Source organism: Streptomyces sp. NPDC046335 (genome assembly GCF_055587985.1).
In genome coordinates, this window is sequence record NZ_JBVJFF010000026.1 from 24267 (window position 1) to 39393 (window position 15127).

Consider the following 15127-nt stretch of genomic DNA (forward strand, 5'->3'; position numbering starts at 1 on the left):
AAATCGATGGCAGGCGGAGGCGAAAAGGGGCAGCCAGGGCGTTTCAGTGACGCGGGACCCTTGCTGCTCGTCTGGTCGGGACAGGCCGTCTCACTGGTCGGAAGCGCCGTTCTCAGATTCGCTTTCATTATCGAGGTCTGGTCCACGGGAGAGCAGGCGACCGCCGTCACCGCGCTGTCTCTCTGCGCCCTGCTTCCACAGGCGCTGTTCAGCCCGTTCGCAGGCGCGATAATCGACCGCATCCGCAAACGGTCGGCTCTCCAGATCGCCGACGTGGGCGGACTCCTCACCGTCGGCATCCTCGCCTTCGTCCACTTCTTCGGCGGCGGGCTCGAACCGTGGCAGGTCTATCCGGCCACCGTCCTCCTCGGCATCTCCGCGGCCTTCCAGCTGCCGGCGCTCACCGCCGCCGTGCCCCTCCTGGTGCGCAAGGACCAACTGGGGCGCGCCAACGGTCTGCTGGCCGGGGCCAGGAGCGCCGCGGGCATCTGCGGCCCCGCGCTCGGCGGCATCATGGTCGCCGTCTCCGGCATCGGCGCCGTCCTCGTCATCGACCTGGTCAGCTATGCCTTCGCGCTCATCGGCGTACGCATCGTGCGCATGAGGGGCGACAAGATCCCCGAGGGTGCCGGGGCGCCCCGTACGAGGATCACCAAGGAGGCCGTCGACGGCCTGCGCTACCTCTTCCGGCAGCCGAGCCTGCGCGACATGACCGTCAACTTCTGCACGGTCAACCTCGTCATGGTCTTCGGCTTCGCCGTCATCCAGCCCATGGTGCTCCTCAAGTCGGGCAACGGCGCGCTCGCCGCCGTGAACAGCGCGATCGGTGTCGGCGGTGTCGTCGGCGGCCTGCTCATGGCCGCCTGGGGCGGGCCGAAGAACCGGGGCCGGGGCATGATGCTCGGCATCGTCGGCATGTGCCTGACCGCGCAGCTCGGCATGTCCCTGGTCGGCGGCGTCGCCGGCTGGTGCGCGGCCATGCTGCTCGGATCGCTGCTCATGACGCTCGTCAACGCCTCCATGCAGGCCATCGTGCAGACGAAGGTGGATTACGAGTGGCAGGGCCGGGTCTTCGGCGCCGTCATGTTCCTGTCGCAGATCTCCGTGCCGCTCGCCACGGCGGTCTCCGGGCCGCTGGCCGACCACGTCTTCGAGCCGCAGGCCGCCGACGGGTCCGGTGTCTTCGCGCTCATCGGCCCGCTGTTCGGCGACGGTCCCGGCAGCGGCATGGCCGGGATGCTCTTCCTCGCGGGCGTCGCGGGGCTCGCGGTGGCGCTGTGGGGGCTGGCGAGCCGTTCGATCAGGGACATCGACGTACTGCTGCCGGACATCGACGACACCCCAGGTGAGCCGGATGAGCCGGACGAGCCGGAATCCAAGGGCGGCGGTGAGAAGGATGACGACGCGGTGCGTGCATGAGCTCTTCGAGGAGCAGGCGGTACGGACACCTGGCGCGACCGCCCTGGTGTACGGGGACGAACGGCTGAGTTACGCCGAACTCGACGCGGCGGCGGCCCGGCTGGCCGGTCTCCTCGTGGCGCGCGGCGTGACGCGCGGGGACACCGTGGGCGTCTACCTGGAGCGCTCCACGGAGCTGGCCGTGGCGGTCCTCGGCACGCTCAAGGCAGGGGCCGGGTACGTGATGCTCGACCCCGGCTTCCCGGCGGCCCGGCTGCGCGGCATGGCGGCGGACGCGCGCGTGACGACGGTCCTGGCCCGGCGTGACGCGATGCCACGGTGGTGGACCAAAGCGGCGCCCGATCCCGAAGCCTTGCCCGCCACCGAAGCCTTGGCCGACGCCGAAGCCTTGCCCGGCGTTGAGGCCACCCCCGCCGTCATCCCCGTAGAAGACGCCGCCCAGGCGGCCCCGCTGCCCCGTGGTGCCGTCTGTGTGGGCGGTGGTGATGTGGCCTGTGTGATGTTCACCTCCGGGTCCACCGGGCGGCCCAAGGGCATCGTCGCTCCGCACCGGGCCGTGACCGGCACGTTGAGCGGTCAGGGCTTCGCCTCGTTCGGTCCCGGCGCGGTCTGGCTCCAGTGCGCGCCCGTGTCGTGGGACGCGTTCGCGATGGAGCTGTGGGGGCCGCTGCTCGGCGGCGGCACCTGCGTACTGCACCCGGGGCGGCGCCCCGACCCCGTCGTGATCGCGCGGCTCGTCGCGGCGCACGGCGTGACGTCGATGTACCTGTCCGGGTCACTCTTCAACGTCATCGTCGACGAGTACCCCCAGGCCATCGCCGGGCTGCGCGAGCTGATCGTCGGCGGCGAGGCGCTGTCGCCCCCGCACGTGGCCCGTGCCCTGGAGCGGCAGCCCGGCCTCCGGCTGAGCAACGGCTACGGTCCCGTCGAGTGCATGGTCTTCCTCACCGTCCACCGGATCACCCCGGAGGACGTCCGCGACGGCCGTCCCGTGCCGATCGGCACGCCGCTGAACGGCAAGCGCCTCCACGTGCTCGACGAAAAGCTGCGGCCGGTCCCCGACGGCGAGCGGGGCGAGCTGTACGCCGCCGGGGAGGGCGTCGCCCGCGGCTACTGCGACGCCACCCGCACCGCCGAACGCTTCGTGGCCGCACCCTCCGGAGCCGGCGGCGAACGCCTCTACCGCACGGGCGACCTGGCCCGCCGCCGCCCCGACGGAGTCTTCGAGTACCTCGGCCGTGCCGACGACCAGGTCAAGATCCGCGGTTTCCGCGTGGAGCCGGGCGAGGTCGAGGCCGCGCTCACCCGCCACCCCGCGGTCGACCGCGCCGCCGTGGTGGCCGCCCGCGCCGACGCGGACGGGGAGCGGCAGCTCGTCGCGTACGTGGTGCCCGGCGGCGACCGTGGTGACCGCACCCGGCCGCCCTCGCAAGCCCGACTCCGGGCCCACGCGGAGCGGGAGCTCGCCGAGTACCTGGTGCCCGCGGCCTTCGTGGTCCTGGACGCCCTGCCGCTGACCCCGAGCGGCAAACTCGACCGCGCCGCGCTCCCCGAGCCGCCACGTGCCCCGACGCCGAGGACCACGGCCACGACCGCCGCCGACGGCGAGACGGTCCGCGCGCTGTGCGCCCTGTTCGCCGACGTCCTGCACGTCACGGAGGTCGGCGCCGGCGACGACTTCTTCGCCCTGGGCGGCCACTCCCTGCTGGCCGCGCGGGTCCTCGGCCGCGTCAGCGCCACGCTGGGCGCCGAGCTGGACCTGCGTACGCTCTTCGACGCGCCCACCCCCGCCGCGCTCGCCCCGCACGTCGAGGCGGCGGCCAAGGCGGGCAAGACGCCCAGGGCCCCCGGACCCCCGCCGCGCGAGCGTACGGACGCCGCGGCCCCGTTGCCCGTCTCGCCCGCCCAGCACCGCCTCTGGTTCCTCGACCGGCTCGGCGCCGGAGTCGCGTACAACCTGCCCATGCTGGTGCGGCTGCGGGGCCCGGTCGACGCGGACGCCCTCGCCGACGCGCTGGGTGACGTGGCCGAGCGGCACGAGGTCCTGCGTACCGTCTTCGACGAGGTGGACGGCGCCCCGGTGCGGCGCGTACTGTCCGGCGCCGAGGCCCGGCCGCCGTTCCGTCAAGTATCCGCCCCGCAGGACGAATTGGGTGCGGCGGTACGCGACGCCGCCCGGCACCGCTTCGACCTGCGGGGTGAACCGCCGCTCCGCGCGACCCTGTTCGGCGTGCGCGAGCGGCCCGGCGAGCACGCGCTCCTCGTCCTGGTGCACCACATCGCGGGGGACGGCTGGTCCTTGGCCCCGCTCTTCCGCGACCTCACACACGCCTACCAGGCACGCACCACCGCGCCCCCGGCGGGCCCGGGCCCGGTCGGCCCGGCCCCGGCACAGCCGGTCCTGCCGCCCCTCCCCGTCCCGTACGCCGAGCACGCCCGCCGCCAGGCGGACCGCATCGGCACACCGGCCGACCCGAATTCCCTCGCGGCGCGACAGATCCCGTACTGGCGGGACCTGCTGGGCGGGCTCGCCCCCGGCGGCCCCCTCCTCCCCAGGCGCCCGGACCGCCCCTCCACGCCCGGCCAGGCCGCGGCCACCGTCGTGCGGCGGCTGGACGCGCGGGCCCACGCCCGGCTGCTCGACGCCGCCCGCGCCCAGGGCGCCACCCTCTTCATGGCCCTGCACACCGCCCTCGCCGCGGCCCTCGTACGGGCGGGCGCGGGCGAGGACCTCGCGATCGGCGCGCCGGTGGCCGGGCGCGCGGGGGACGGCGGCGTCGAGGACGCCGTCGGGTTCTTCGTGAACATGCTCGTGCTGCGCACCGACCTCTCGGGTGACCCCGGCGCGCGGCAGGCGCTCGCCCGGGTGAAGGAGGCCGACCTCGGCGCCTTCGCCCACCAGGACGTGCCCTTCGAGGACGTGGTGAGCGCGCTCAACCCGGCGCGGACACCCGGCAGGCAGCCGTTCACGGACGTCGTCCTCGCCCTCCAGAACAACGCGCGCGCCGAGGTCGGCCTGCCCGGGGCCGACGCCGGGGTCGAGGTGGTGCGCACCGGCGAGGCCCGCTTCGAACTCCTCGTGGACGTCACCGAGGCGACCGGGCCAGGCGGCGTCCCGGAGGGCCTGACGTTCACCTTCGAGTACCGCTCCGACACCCTGGAGGAGCGCTTCGTGACGTGGCTCGCGGACGCGCTGCCCCAGGCCCTGGAGACGGCCGCCGCCGCACCGGACACACGGCTCTCGGAGCTGATCACCACCGGACCGCCGCGTGCGGCGGACGAGAGCGACGTGATCGCCGGACCGGCAACGGCGGCGGCGACGGGGAAGACGCCGGGCAGCGGACCCCTCACCCCGCTGGAGCGCGAGATCGCCGCCGTCTGGCGCGACGTCCTCGGCGTACCCGAAGTGGGCCGTACCGACGACTTCTTCGCCCTGGGCGGCAACTCGCTGCGCGCGGTGCGTGTCGCGGCCCGGCTCACCACCGCCGCACGGACCGCGACGGCAGCGCAGCTCTTCGCCGCCCCCACCGTCGCCGCCCTCGCGGCCGAACTGGAGCGCGCCCCCGCCACGGCCGCGCCCGCCCCGGCCCCCATACCCCGGCGCCCGCGCGTGCCCCGGCAGCAGGACCAGCAGAGCCACCTCAGCAGGCAGCAGGAGGAGAGACCGTGGACCTCAGCGTGATGTTCTTCGGCGCGGACAGCGGCGCCGCGCCGGGGACCGCTCCGGAAGCGGGGACAGGGGGCCACGCGCAGGCGTACGAGGACATCCTCACCGTCGCCCGTACCGCCGACCGCCTCGGCTTCCACGCCATCTGGACCCCCGAGCGCCACTTCCAGCAGGTCGGCCAGGTCTTCCCCAGCCCGCCCGTGCTCGGCGCCGCCCTCGCCGTCGCCACCGAGCGCATCGGCATCCGCGCGGGCAGCGTCGTCCTGCCCCTGCACCATCCGCTGAAGGTCGCCGAGGACTGGGCGGTCGTCGACAACCTCTCGCACGGCAGGGTCGGCCTCTCCGTCGCCACCGGCTGGCACTCCGCCGACTTCACCCTCGCCCCCGGCCACTACGAGGACCGCAGGGAGCGCACCCTGCGGACCGTCCCCGAGCTGCGGCGCCTGTGGGCGGGCGAGCCCGGCGAGTACCCGGACGGCACCGGGCAGCCGGTCCGCGTCGTCCCGCAGCCCCGGCCCGTGCAGCGCGAGCTGCCGCTGTGGATCACCACGTCCGGCAACCCCGAGACCTGGGAGGCGGCCGGGCGGCTGCGCGCCGGGGTGCTCGGCGCGACCGTCGGGCAGAGCAGGGACGAGCTGGCCGAGAAGATCGCCCGCTACCGCGCGGCCTGCGCCGCCGCCCCCGACCAGGCGGGCACCGACGCGCACGGCCGCGTCACGCTGATGGCGCACACCTACGTCGGCGCGGACGACGCCGAGGTGCACCGCCTCGCCGCCGGGCCCCTCAAGGCGTACCTCGGCTCCTACCTGCGGCAGACCGCCGCCAACCGGGCCGCGAAAGCCGGTGAGGGCGCGGAGCTGACGGACGAACAGAACGCGATGCTCGCCGAGTTCGCCTACCGCCGCTATCTGACCTGGGGCAGCCTGCTCGGCTCGCCCGGCCACTGCGCCAAGATGCTGGCCGACCTGCGCGACCTGGGCGTCGACGAGGTGGCCTGCTTCATCGACTTCGGCATCGGACGCGACGAGGTACTCGCGGGGCTGCACCGCCTCGCCGAGCTGAAAGAGGCAGCACTGTGACCCCGCCCCCGAACCAGCCCCCGACCCCCGGCCGGCCCTCCATGGCCGAACGCTTCGGTGCCCTCAGCGGTGAGCAGCGGGTGCGGCTGATGCGCCGTCTCGTCGACGCGGGGCGGGCCGGGGAGATCCCCGCGGCCGTGCCGCCGCGCGACGCCGGGGGCGCGGTGCCGCTCAGCCCCGCCCAGCGGGACCTGTGGGTGTACGAGTCGCTGTATCCCGGCACCCCGGCCCTCAACCTCTGCTGCGCCTACCACTTCGACGCGGCGCGCGGCCCGGTCGACCCGGCCCACCTGGAGGCCGCGCTCACCCTGGTCCAGCGCCACCACGACATCCTGCGCACCCGGATCTCCGGCACGGCGGACGCCCCGCACGTCGACTTCCCCGACGAGGGCCCCTTCGTCCTGGAGCGCGAGGACCTGCGCGGCACCGGCACCACCATCGGTCAGGCCTTCCGCGCCTTCCGCCGCCGCCCCTTCGACCTCGGCGCCGAACGCCTGATCAGGGGCCGTTTCGTACGCGTCGACGACTCACGTACGACGCTGATGCTGAGCCTGCACCACATCATCACCGACTGGTGGTCCTTCGACGTCCTCCAGACGGAGTTCGCCGAGGCGTACCGCGCCGTCCGCGACGGCACCGAGCCGAAGCTGAGCCGCCCGGCGATCCAGTACGCCGACTTCGCCTCCTGGCAGGGCGAGCTGGAGGCCGCCGGGGTCTTCGGCGCCCGCCTCGACTTCTGGCGCCGCTACCTCGCAGAGCCGCCTGGCCCGCTGACCGTGCCCGGCCACGGCAGCCCGGACGCCGGCGAGGACGGCATCGTCCAGATCCGCTTCCGCGTCGACGCGGAGACCACGCGGGCGGTCCGCGCGCTGGCCCGCGAGCGCGGCGCCTCGGTGTACGTCGTCCTGATGACGGCCTTCGCGGTCCTCGCGCACCGCGTGTCCGGCGCCGACGACCTGGTGCTCGGCACCCCCGTCGCGAACCGCTCCGCCAAGGGCCTCGAACACGTCATCGGGTACGTGATGAACGCCGTGCCGACCCGCTGGCGCATCGCCCGGGACGACTCCTTCGCGGACGTCCTCGCCCGCTTCGGCACCGACTTCCCCGGCCTGATGGCCAACGCCGACCTGCCGGTGGGCCGCATCGTCTCGGCCGCGGCCCCCGAACGCAGCGCGGGCCGCTCCCCGCTGTTCCAGTGGGTGTTCATGCACCTCACGGAGCAGCCCAGCGTCTCGGCCGTACGGGAGTTCGCCGAGCCCGAGCGCATCCACACCGGTGGCGAGCACGACCTCGTCGGCGTGGTCCGCGACAGCGGCGACGGCATGGACGGCAGCTTCGAGATCCGCACGGACCTCTTCTCGCCCGAGGCCGTCACCCGCTGGGCGGACAGCTACCTCGCCCTGCTCGGGCAGGTCACCGCCGACCCGGCCGCGCTCCTGCGCGACCTCGACATGGTCCCCGGGGCCGAACGCGGCCGCCTGCTCGCCCTGGCGCGGGGCCCGGCCGCCCCCGCAGCCGAGTCGCTGCCGGACACCGTCGCCCGGCACGCCGCCCGCACCCCCGACGCGCCCGCCGTCGAAGCCGACGGGCTGCGCCTCACGTACGCCGCACTGAACGGCCGCGTGGACCGCCTCGCGGGGCTGCTCGCCCGACGTGGCGCGGGCCCGGAGCGGACCGTGGCGCTCGCCCTCGGCCGCGGCGCGGAGTTCGCGGTGGCCGCGCTCGCCGTGCAACGGGCGGGCGCCGCGTACCTGCCGCTCGACCCCGACTACCCGGCCGAACGCCTGCGCGCGGCGCTGGACGACGCGGCGCCCGTGCTGCTCGTCACCGGCGCGGCGGAGGTCCTGCCCGAGGCGGACGTGCCGCGCCTGGTCCTCGACCAGGGGGCCTACGAAGGCGAGCCCCTGCGGGACACGCCGTGCGCGCCGGACCGGCCCGCCTACGTCATCCACACCTCCGGCTCCACCGGCACCCCCAAGGGCGTCGTCGTCACCCACGCCGGGGTCGCCGCGCTCACGCACAGCCTCGTGCAGCGCTTCGCGCTGGACGCCGGCGCGCGGGTCCTCCAGCTCGGCTCACCGGCGTTCGACATCTCCGTGGCCGAGATGTGCATGGCCTTCGGACCCGGCGGCACCCTCGTCGTGCCGCCGCCGGGGCCCCTCGCCGGTGACGGGCTCGGCCGGGTCATCGCCGAGCGGCGGATCTCCTGCGCCATGGTGCCGCCCTCCGTCCTCGCGAGCGTGCCCGACGGCCCCTACCCGGCGCTGCGCGTGCTCGCGGTCGGCGCGGAGGCCTGCCCGCCCGACCTGGTGAGACGCTGGGCCGTCGGCGGCCGCCGCTTCCACAACGCCTACGGGCCCACCGAGGCCACCGTCGCCGCGACCCTCTCGGGCCCGCTCGACGGCGACGGCACCGCACCGCCCATCGGCACCCCCGTCGCGGGCACCGCCGTGCACGTCCTTGACGAGCGGCTGCGCCCCGTGCCGACCGGCGTCGCGGGCGAGCTGTACCTTGCCTCGGCGGGCCTGGCCCGCGGCTATCTGAACCGCCCCGCCGCGACCGCCGAGCGCTTCGTCGCCGACCCGTACGGCGCCCCCGGCTCCCGCATGTACCGCACGGGCGACCTGGCGTACCGCGACGACGACGGCACCCTGCACTACCTGGCCCGCACCGACGAGCAGGTCAAGCTGCGCGGCCTGCGCGTCGAGCCGGGCGAGATCGCCGCGGTCCTCGCCGGGCACCCCTCGGTGGCCCGTGCCGTGGCCGCCGTCCGAGCCGACGGGGCGGGTCGACCGCAGCTCACCGGCTACGCGGTCCCCGCCCCCGGCCACACCGTCGACCCCAACGGCCTCCTCGCGTACGCGGCGACCCGGCTGCCCGCCCACATGGTGCCGTCGGACGTCGTGGAGCTGACGGAGATCCCCCTGACCCGCAGCGGCAAGCTCGACCGGGCGGCTCTCCCCGCACCCCGTGCCGCCACGGCGTCACGGGCACCCGTATCCGCCCGCGAGAAGGAGCTGTGCGGCCTGTTCGAGCAGGTACTCGGCGTCCCGGAGGTGGGCGCCGACGACGACTTCTTCCGGCTCGGCGGCGACAGCATCATGGCCATCCAGCTCACCGGACAGGCCTCGGCGGCCGGGCTCGTCCTCGCCCCGCGCGACGTGTTCACGCTGCGCACCCCCGCCCAACTGGCGGTCCACGCGCGCACGTCGGCCGGCGCGGGCCCGGACGCCGCGGACCCCGGAGTCGGCCGCTTCCCGCTCACGCCCGTGATGCGGTGGTGGCTCGGCCAGGGCGGCGACGCCTGGGCGTTCACGCAGTCCATGGTGTTCCCCGTGCCGTCCGGCACGGCCCCGGCGCGCGTCGAGGCGGCCGTGCGCGGCCTCGCGGAGCGGCACGGGGTGCTCCGGATGCGGCTCCTCGCGCCGGACCTCCAGGCCGAGGTGGCGCGGGCGGTACCGGCAGGGGCCGGACTCGTGCGCGTCGAGGTCCCCGCCGACGGCGACGCCCTGGCGAGGGCACGGCAGCTCGCGGCCAGGACGCGCCTCGCGCCCGAGGACGGCGAGATGATGCGGGCGGTCTGGCTGAACGCGGGTCCTGACCGTGCGGGCCTGCTCCTGCTGACCCTGCACCACCTGGCGGTCGACGGGGTCTCGTGGCGGGTGATCGGGCCGGAGCTGGCCGCCACGCTCGCCGAGCCCACCGAAACGCTTCCCGGCGGCGGCTCCGCGTCGGCCGCTTCCGGCTCTGCGTCGGCTGCCTCCGGGGCCGTATCGGTCGCTTCCGGCTCTGCGTCGGCTGCCTCCGGGGCCGTATCGGTCGCTTCCGGCTCTGCGTCGGCTGCCTCCGGGGCCGTATCGGTCGCCTCCGCCTCCGCGTCGGCTGCCTCCGGCTCTGTATCGGCCGCCCCTGGCTCCGCGTCGGCTGCCCCCGGCACCTCCTTCCACCGGTGGGCGCTGCTCCTCGCCGAGGAGTCCGAGCGGCCCGAGCTCACCGCTGAACTCGACTGGTGGCGCACGGCCCTCGCGGACGCCGCCGACGCCAGGATCGCCGAGGGGCAGGGCGCCGGGGCCCGCCGCGCGACCCTCACCGTCGAACTGCCCGCCGACCTCACCGAGGCCGCGCTCACGGCACTGCCCGCCGCCTACAACTGCGGCCCCGACGCGGTGCTGCTCTCCGCGCTCGCCTCGGCGGCCGTACGCCACCGGGGCGCGGGCACGGGCCTGCTCGTCCACCTCGAAGGCCATGGCAGGGAGGCCCTGTCCGTGCCCACGGACATCTCCCGGACGGTCGGCTGGTTCACCACGCAGTACCCGGTCCTGCTCGACGCCGGGCGGCCGGGGGAGACCCCGGCGGGCGAGGTGCTGAAGGCGGTGAAGGAACGGCTGAGGTCGGTGCCGAACGGCGGCATCGGCTGGGGCCTCCTGCGCCACCTCAACCCCGGGACGGCGGCGGAGCTGGCCGCACTCCCGGTGCCCGACGTCCGCTTCAACTACCTCGGCCGGCTCACCGCGGGCGACGCGGCGGGCGGCGAACTCCTGGACGGGGGCCCCGGCGCCGTGCCGCTTGCCCACGCCCTGGAGATCGACGCCCTCGCCAAGGACGGCCCCGACGGGCTCCTCCTTGAGGCGACCTTCTCGTACGCGGAGGGGGTCCTCGCCAAGGACGAGGTACGCGAACTCGCCGGCCAATGGCGCGAGGCCCTCGCCCTGCTGGCGCGCGAGACCAAGGAGGGCGGCCCGGTCGGCGCCACTCCGTCCGACTTCCCGCTGGTGGACCTGTCGGCGGAGCAACTCGCGCTGCTGGAGGGCGGATTGGACGGGCTGGACGGGTTGGATGGCCCGGGTAGCTTCGGGACCCCCGCGGAGGGCGGGCGATGAGCGGGCGCATCGCGGACGTCCTGCCGCTCACCCCCGTACAGGAGGGCCTGCTCTTCCACGCCGTACGGGACGCGGAGGGCCCCGACCCGTACCTGGTCCAGGCCCGGTTCCGCGTCGGCCCCGCGGTCACGGCGAGCGCGCTGCGCACCGCGCTCGCCGCCCTCCTGGAGCGGCACCCGAACCTCCGCGCCTGCTTCCGGCACGCACGCCTCGACCGCCCGGTGCAGGTCATCCCGCACGCGGTCACGCTGCCCTGGACGGAGGCCGACCTGACAACGCTGCCATCGGCCGACGCGGCGGCCAGGACCGACGAACTGCTCACCGAGGACCGCGTCCGCCGCTTCGACCTGGCGCGCCCGCCGCTGGTCCGCGCCCTGTTCCTGCGCCACGCTGACGGGGCCGAACTCGTCCTCACCTTCCACCACATCCTGCTCGACGGCTGGTCCGTCCCCGTCATCGAACGCGACCTCGCGGCGCTGGTCACCGGGCGGACCCTGCCGCCCGCCGTGCCCTACCGCGGCTACGCCCTCTGGCTGAGCCGCCAGGACCAGGGCCGCGCCGAGGCGGCCTGGCGCGACGCCCTCGCGGGCCTGGCGCGACCGGCGCCACTCGTGCCCCGCGACCAGGACGACACCGCGGAGCCCGACACGTGCAGGCTGCGCCTCAGCGCCGAGCTGACCGCCGCCCTCACCCGGCGCGCCGCCGAAGCGGGGGTCACGCTCAACACCCTCACGCAGGCCGCCTGGGCCCTGGTACTCGCCCGGCTGACCGGCGGCCGTGACCTCGTCTTCGGCGGGGTCGTCTCGGGCCGCCCGCACGACCTCCCCGGCGCCGGGGAGATGGTGGGCCTCTTCATCAACACGCTGCCGGTGCGGATACGGCTGCGCGAGGGGGAGACCGCCGGGGAACTCCTCGCCCGCGTCCAGGACGAGCAGTCACGGCTCGTCCCGTACCACCACGTGCGCCTCGCGGAGATACGGCGAGGCCTGCCCGGCGGTGCGGGCGCGGGGGAGCTCTTCGACTCGGTGCTCGCCTTCGAGAACTTCCCGCGCGGCGCCGAGGAGCCGCCGGACGACCCGTACGCCGTGCGCGTACGGGATGTCCGCGACGCCACGCACTACCCCGTGACGCTGGCCGTCGTCGCCGGGGAGCGGATGCTGCTCGCCGTGGGCTGCCGGTACGGGCTCTCCGCGGCGGCGGTCACGGCCCGCGTGGTCCGCGCCTTCGAGGGGCTCGCGGGCGACCCGGCCACGCCGGTCGACCGCATCGACGTACTCCCGGACGACGAGCACCGCGAGCTGCTCGCACGTTCGGCCGGTGCCCCGGCGGCTGTGGTGCCCGGGCCCGCCACGGTGACCGGGCGGTTCGCCGCCCGGGTCGCCCGTACCCCGGACGCGCCCGCCGTCGAGAGCGGTGGCGAGGTCCTCACGTACGCGGGTCTCGACGCCGAGTCGGACGTGGTGGCCCGGCGGCTCGTCGCGGCGGGCGTCACGCCCGGCTCCACGGTCGCCCTGCTCCTGCCCCGCTCGCCGTCCCTGATCGTCGCCCAGCTCGCGGTACTCAAGGCGGGGGCGTGCTGGCTGCCGCTGGATCCGGCGCAGCCGGGGGAGCGGTTGCGGCGGCTGCTGGAGTCGGCGTCGGCGAGCGTCGTGGTGAGCCGCGGGGAGCCGACGACGGAACTCCCGCCGGGCGTACGCCACTTCGACCTGACCGCTGGATCGCCGGAGGCGGCAGCGGCAGCGTGCCTCGGGGACCACGCGCACCCCGAATCCCCGGCCTGCGTGATGTACACCTCCGGGTCGAGCGGCGAGCCCAAGGGGGTCGTGGTCCCACAGCGGGCCATCGCGGACCTGGCGGCGGACAGCCGCTTCGGGGGCGCCGGACCCGTACCGGGGGCCGATCCCGTACTGGACGCTGGTCCCGTACCGGAAAGTGGTCCCAGAGGCGGCCCGCACCGTCGCGTGCTGCTGCACAGCCCGCACACCTTCGACGCCGCCACCTACGAGGTGTGGGTCCCGCTCCTGACCGGCGGCACGGTGGTCGTCTGCCCCGATGAGCCCGTGACCCCCGCCCTTCTCGCCCGCGTCCTGCCCGAGCGGGGCGTCACGGCCCTGTGGCTCACGGCCGAACTGTTTCGCACCGTCGCGGAGTTGGCGCCCGAGGCGCTGCGAGGCGTGCGCGAGGTGTGGACCGGCGGCGACGTGGTGGACCCCGAAGCCGTGCGCCGCGTCAGGAACGCCTGCCCTGGCACGGCCGTGGTGAACGGCTACGGCCCCACCGAGGCCACGGTGTTCGCCACGGCCCACCGCGTCCCGAGCCCCCTGCCGAGCGGCCCGCTGCCGATCGGCACGCCCCTGGACGGCACCCGCGCCCACGTGCTCGACGCACGGCTCCGCCCGGTGCCCGACGGCTGCGCGGGGGAGGTCTACCTCGCGGGAGCGGGACTCGCCCACGGCTACCTCGGCCGCCCCGCGGCCACCGCCGAACGCTTCGTCGCCGACCCGTACGGGGAACCCGGCGCCCGCATGTACCGCACCGGGGACCTGGCACGCCGGAACCCCGACGGCAGCCTCACTTTCGCGGGCCGCGCGGACGACCAGGTGAAGATCCGCGGCTTCCGCGTCGAACCCGCGGAGGTGGAGGCGGCCCTGGAGTCCTGCCCCGGGGTGACCCGAGCGGTAGTGGCCGCGAGACCCGCACCGGGCGGCGGCAGCCGCCTCGTGACGTGGGTGGTGCTGACGGCGGGAGGGAACTCCGGCGACCCGCTGGAGGGGGCGCGGGCAGCCGCGGTCCCGGCTTCCGGCGGCCTGGAGCGGACGCGGGAGGCCACGGACTCGGCGTCCGAGCCGTCGAGCCGGTCACGGGATGCCACCGGCCTCCCGGGTCAGCTCCGGGGGGCCGGCGTTCAAGCCGCTGACCCGCTGGACGGCGTCCGGGCCGCTGCCGCGCGGCTGCTTCCCGCGCACCTTCTGCCCACCGCCTGGGTGCGCGTCGACGCCGTACCGGTCACCGCCCACGGCAAGGCCGACCGGGCCGCACTGCCCGAACCGGCCGTCGCCGAGCAGGCCTCGCGCGCCCCGGGCACCGTCCGCGAGAAGGAGCTGTGCGCGCTGTTCGGCGAGGTGCTCGGCCTCGCGGAGACCGGCCCCGACACGGACTTCTTCGCGTCCGGAGGACACTCGCTGAGCGCGCTGCGCCTGGCGGACAGGATCGAGGCGGCCTGGGGAGTACGCGTCCCCGTGGCCGAGCTCTTCGCGGCGCCGACCCCCGCCGGACTCATCGCCCGCCTGGACGGCTCCTCCCCCGCGGGGGAGGACAGCCTGGCCCCGCTGCTCACCCTGCGCGCGGGAGGCGACCGTACCCCGCTGTTCTGCGTGCACCCCGGGCTCGGCGTGAGCTGGGCGTACAAAGCCCTGCTGCCGCACCTGCACCCGTCCCGCCCCGTCCACGCCCTCCAGGCACCGGCACTGTCGGGGACCGGCGGCGCGCTCCCCGCGGAAGTGCAGGAACTGGCGGCCGCCTACCTGGCTCGCGTCAGGGCGGTCCAGCCGCACGGCCCCTACCTCCTCCTAGGGCGCTCCTTCGGCGGCCCCGTGGCACACGAGATGGCGGTCCTGCTGCGGGCGTCCGGCGAGGAGGTCGCGCTGCTCGCCGTGGTGGACGCCATGCCGAAGCCGCTGGAGACGGCGCGCACCCCGCTCGCCGATGCCGTGGTGAAGGAGGAGGCGAGGCGCATCCTCCGCGAGGAGGGCGCCGCGCTGGACGGCCTGGGCGAGCAACGCCTCACCGCCCTGGCCGGGGCCATCGCCCGCCACGTGGAGCTGGGCCGGAGCTGGATCCCGTCCCCCTACGACGGCACGGTCACCCTCTTCGCCGCCACCCGTGACCCGGAAGCCGTCCCGACCGGCACCAAGGCGGCGGCCTGGCGCCGGGCCGCCGCGGCGGTGGAGGTCCACGAACTGGCCTGCGCCCACGCGGAGGTACTCGACCCGGCCCCCGCCGCACAGATCGCCGAGGCGCTGGAAACCGCCGTCGAAGCCGCCCTCCCGCAGGGCCCCAGAGTCCCCCTCCAGGGAGAGTGA

At 75.6% G+C, this 15127-nt stretch carries 5 protein-coding genes; all 5 read left to right on the forward strand.

All coding sequences use genetic code 11. The annotated features are described in order from the left end of the window. Nucleotides 1-60: 60 nt before the first annotated feature. From ACZ6JY_RS39515 to ACZ6JY_RS39535, 5 genes are read left to right on the forward strand one after another with little or no spacing between them, the layout of a single operon-like run. Entirely contained in the window at nt 61-1419 is a 1359-nt protein-coding gene (locus ACZ6JY_RS39515; RefSeq protein WP_469204261.1) for an MFS transporter, read from the forward strand. After that, nucleotides 1412-5101 (forward strand): amino acid adenylation domain-containing protein, encoded by a 3690-nt coding sequence (locus ACZ6JY_RS39520; protein WP_469204263.1) that lies wholly within the window; start codon nt 1412-1414, stop codon nt 5099-5101. The genes ACZ6JY_RS39515 and ACZ6JY_RS39520 overlap by 8 nt, the downstream gene beginning before the upstream one ends. Then, entirely contained in the window at nt 5086-6165 is a 1080-nt protein-coding gene (locus ACZ6JY_RS39525; protein WP_469204265.1) for a MupA/Atu3671 family FMN-dependent luciferase-like monooxygenase, read from the forward strand. Before ACZ6JY_RS39520 ends, ACZ6JY_RS39525 begins: the two co-directional genes overlap by 16 nt. Then, nucleotides 6162-11045 carry an amino acid adenylation domain-containing protein gene (locus tag ACZ6JY_RS39530; RefSeq protein WP_469204267.1) on the forward strand — a complete coding sequence of 1628 codons (4884 nt, stop codon included), beginning with the start codon at nt 6162-6164 and terminating at the stop codon, nt 11043-11045. Before ACZ6JY_RS39525 ends, ACZ6JY_RS39530 begins: the two co-directional genes overlap by 4 nt. Continuing rightward, a complete protein-coding gene (locus ACZ6JY_RS39535) occupies nt 11042-15127 on the forward strand; it encodes a non-ribosomal peptide synthetase (protein WP_469204269.1) in 4086 nt (1361 codons plus the stop codon). Before ACZ6JY_RS39530 ends, ACZ6JY_RS39535 begins: the two co-directional genes overlap by 4 nt.

What these genes read in the sequence shown, in the direction of transcription:
- ACZ6JY_RS39535 (WP_469204269.1), top strand. Translation starts at nt 11,042, where the DNA reads ATGAGCGGGCGCATCGCGGACGTCCTGCCGCTCACCCCCGTACAGGAG.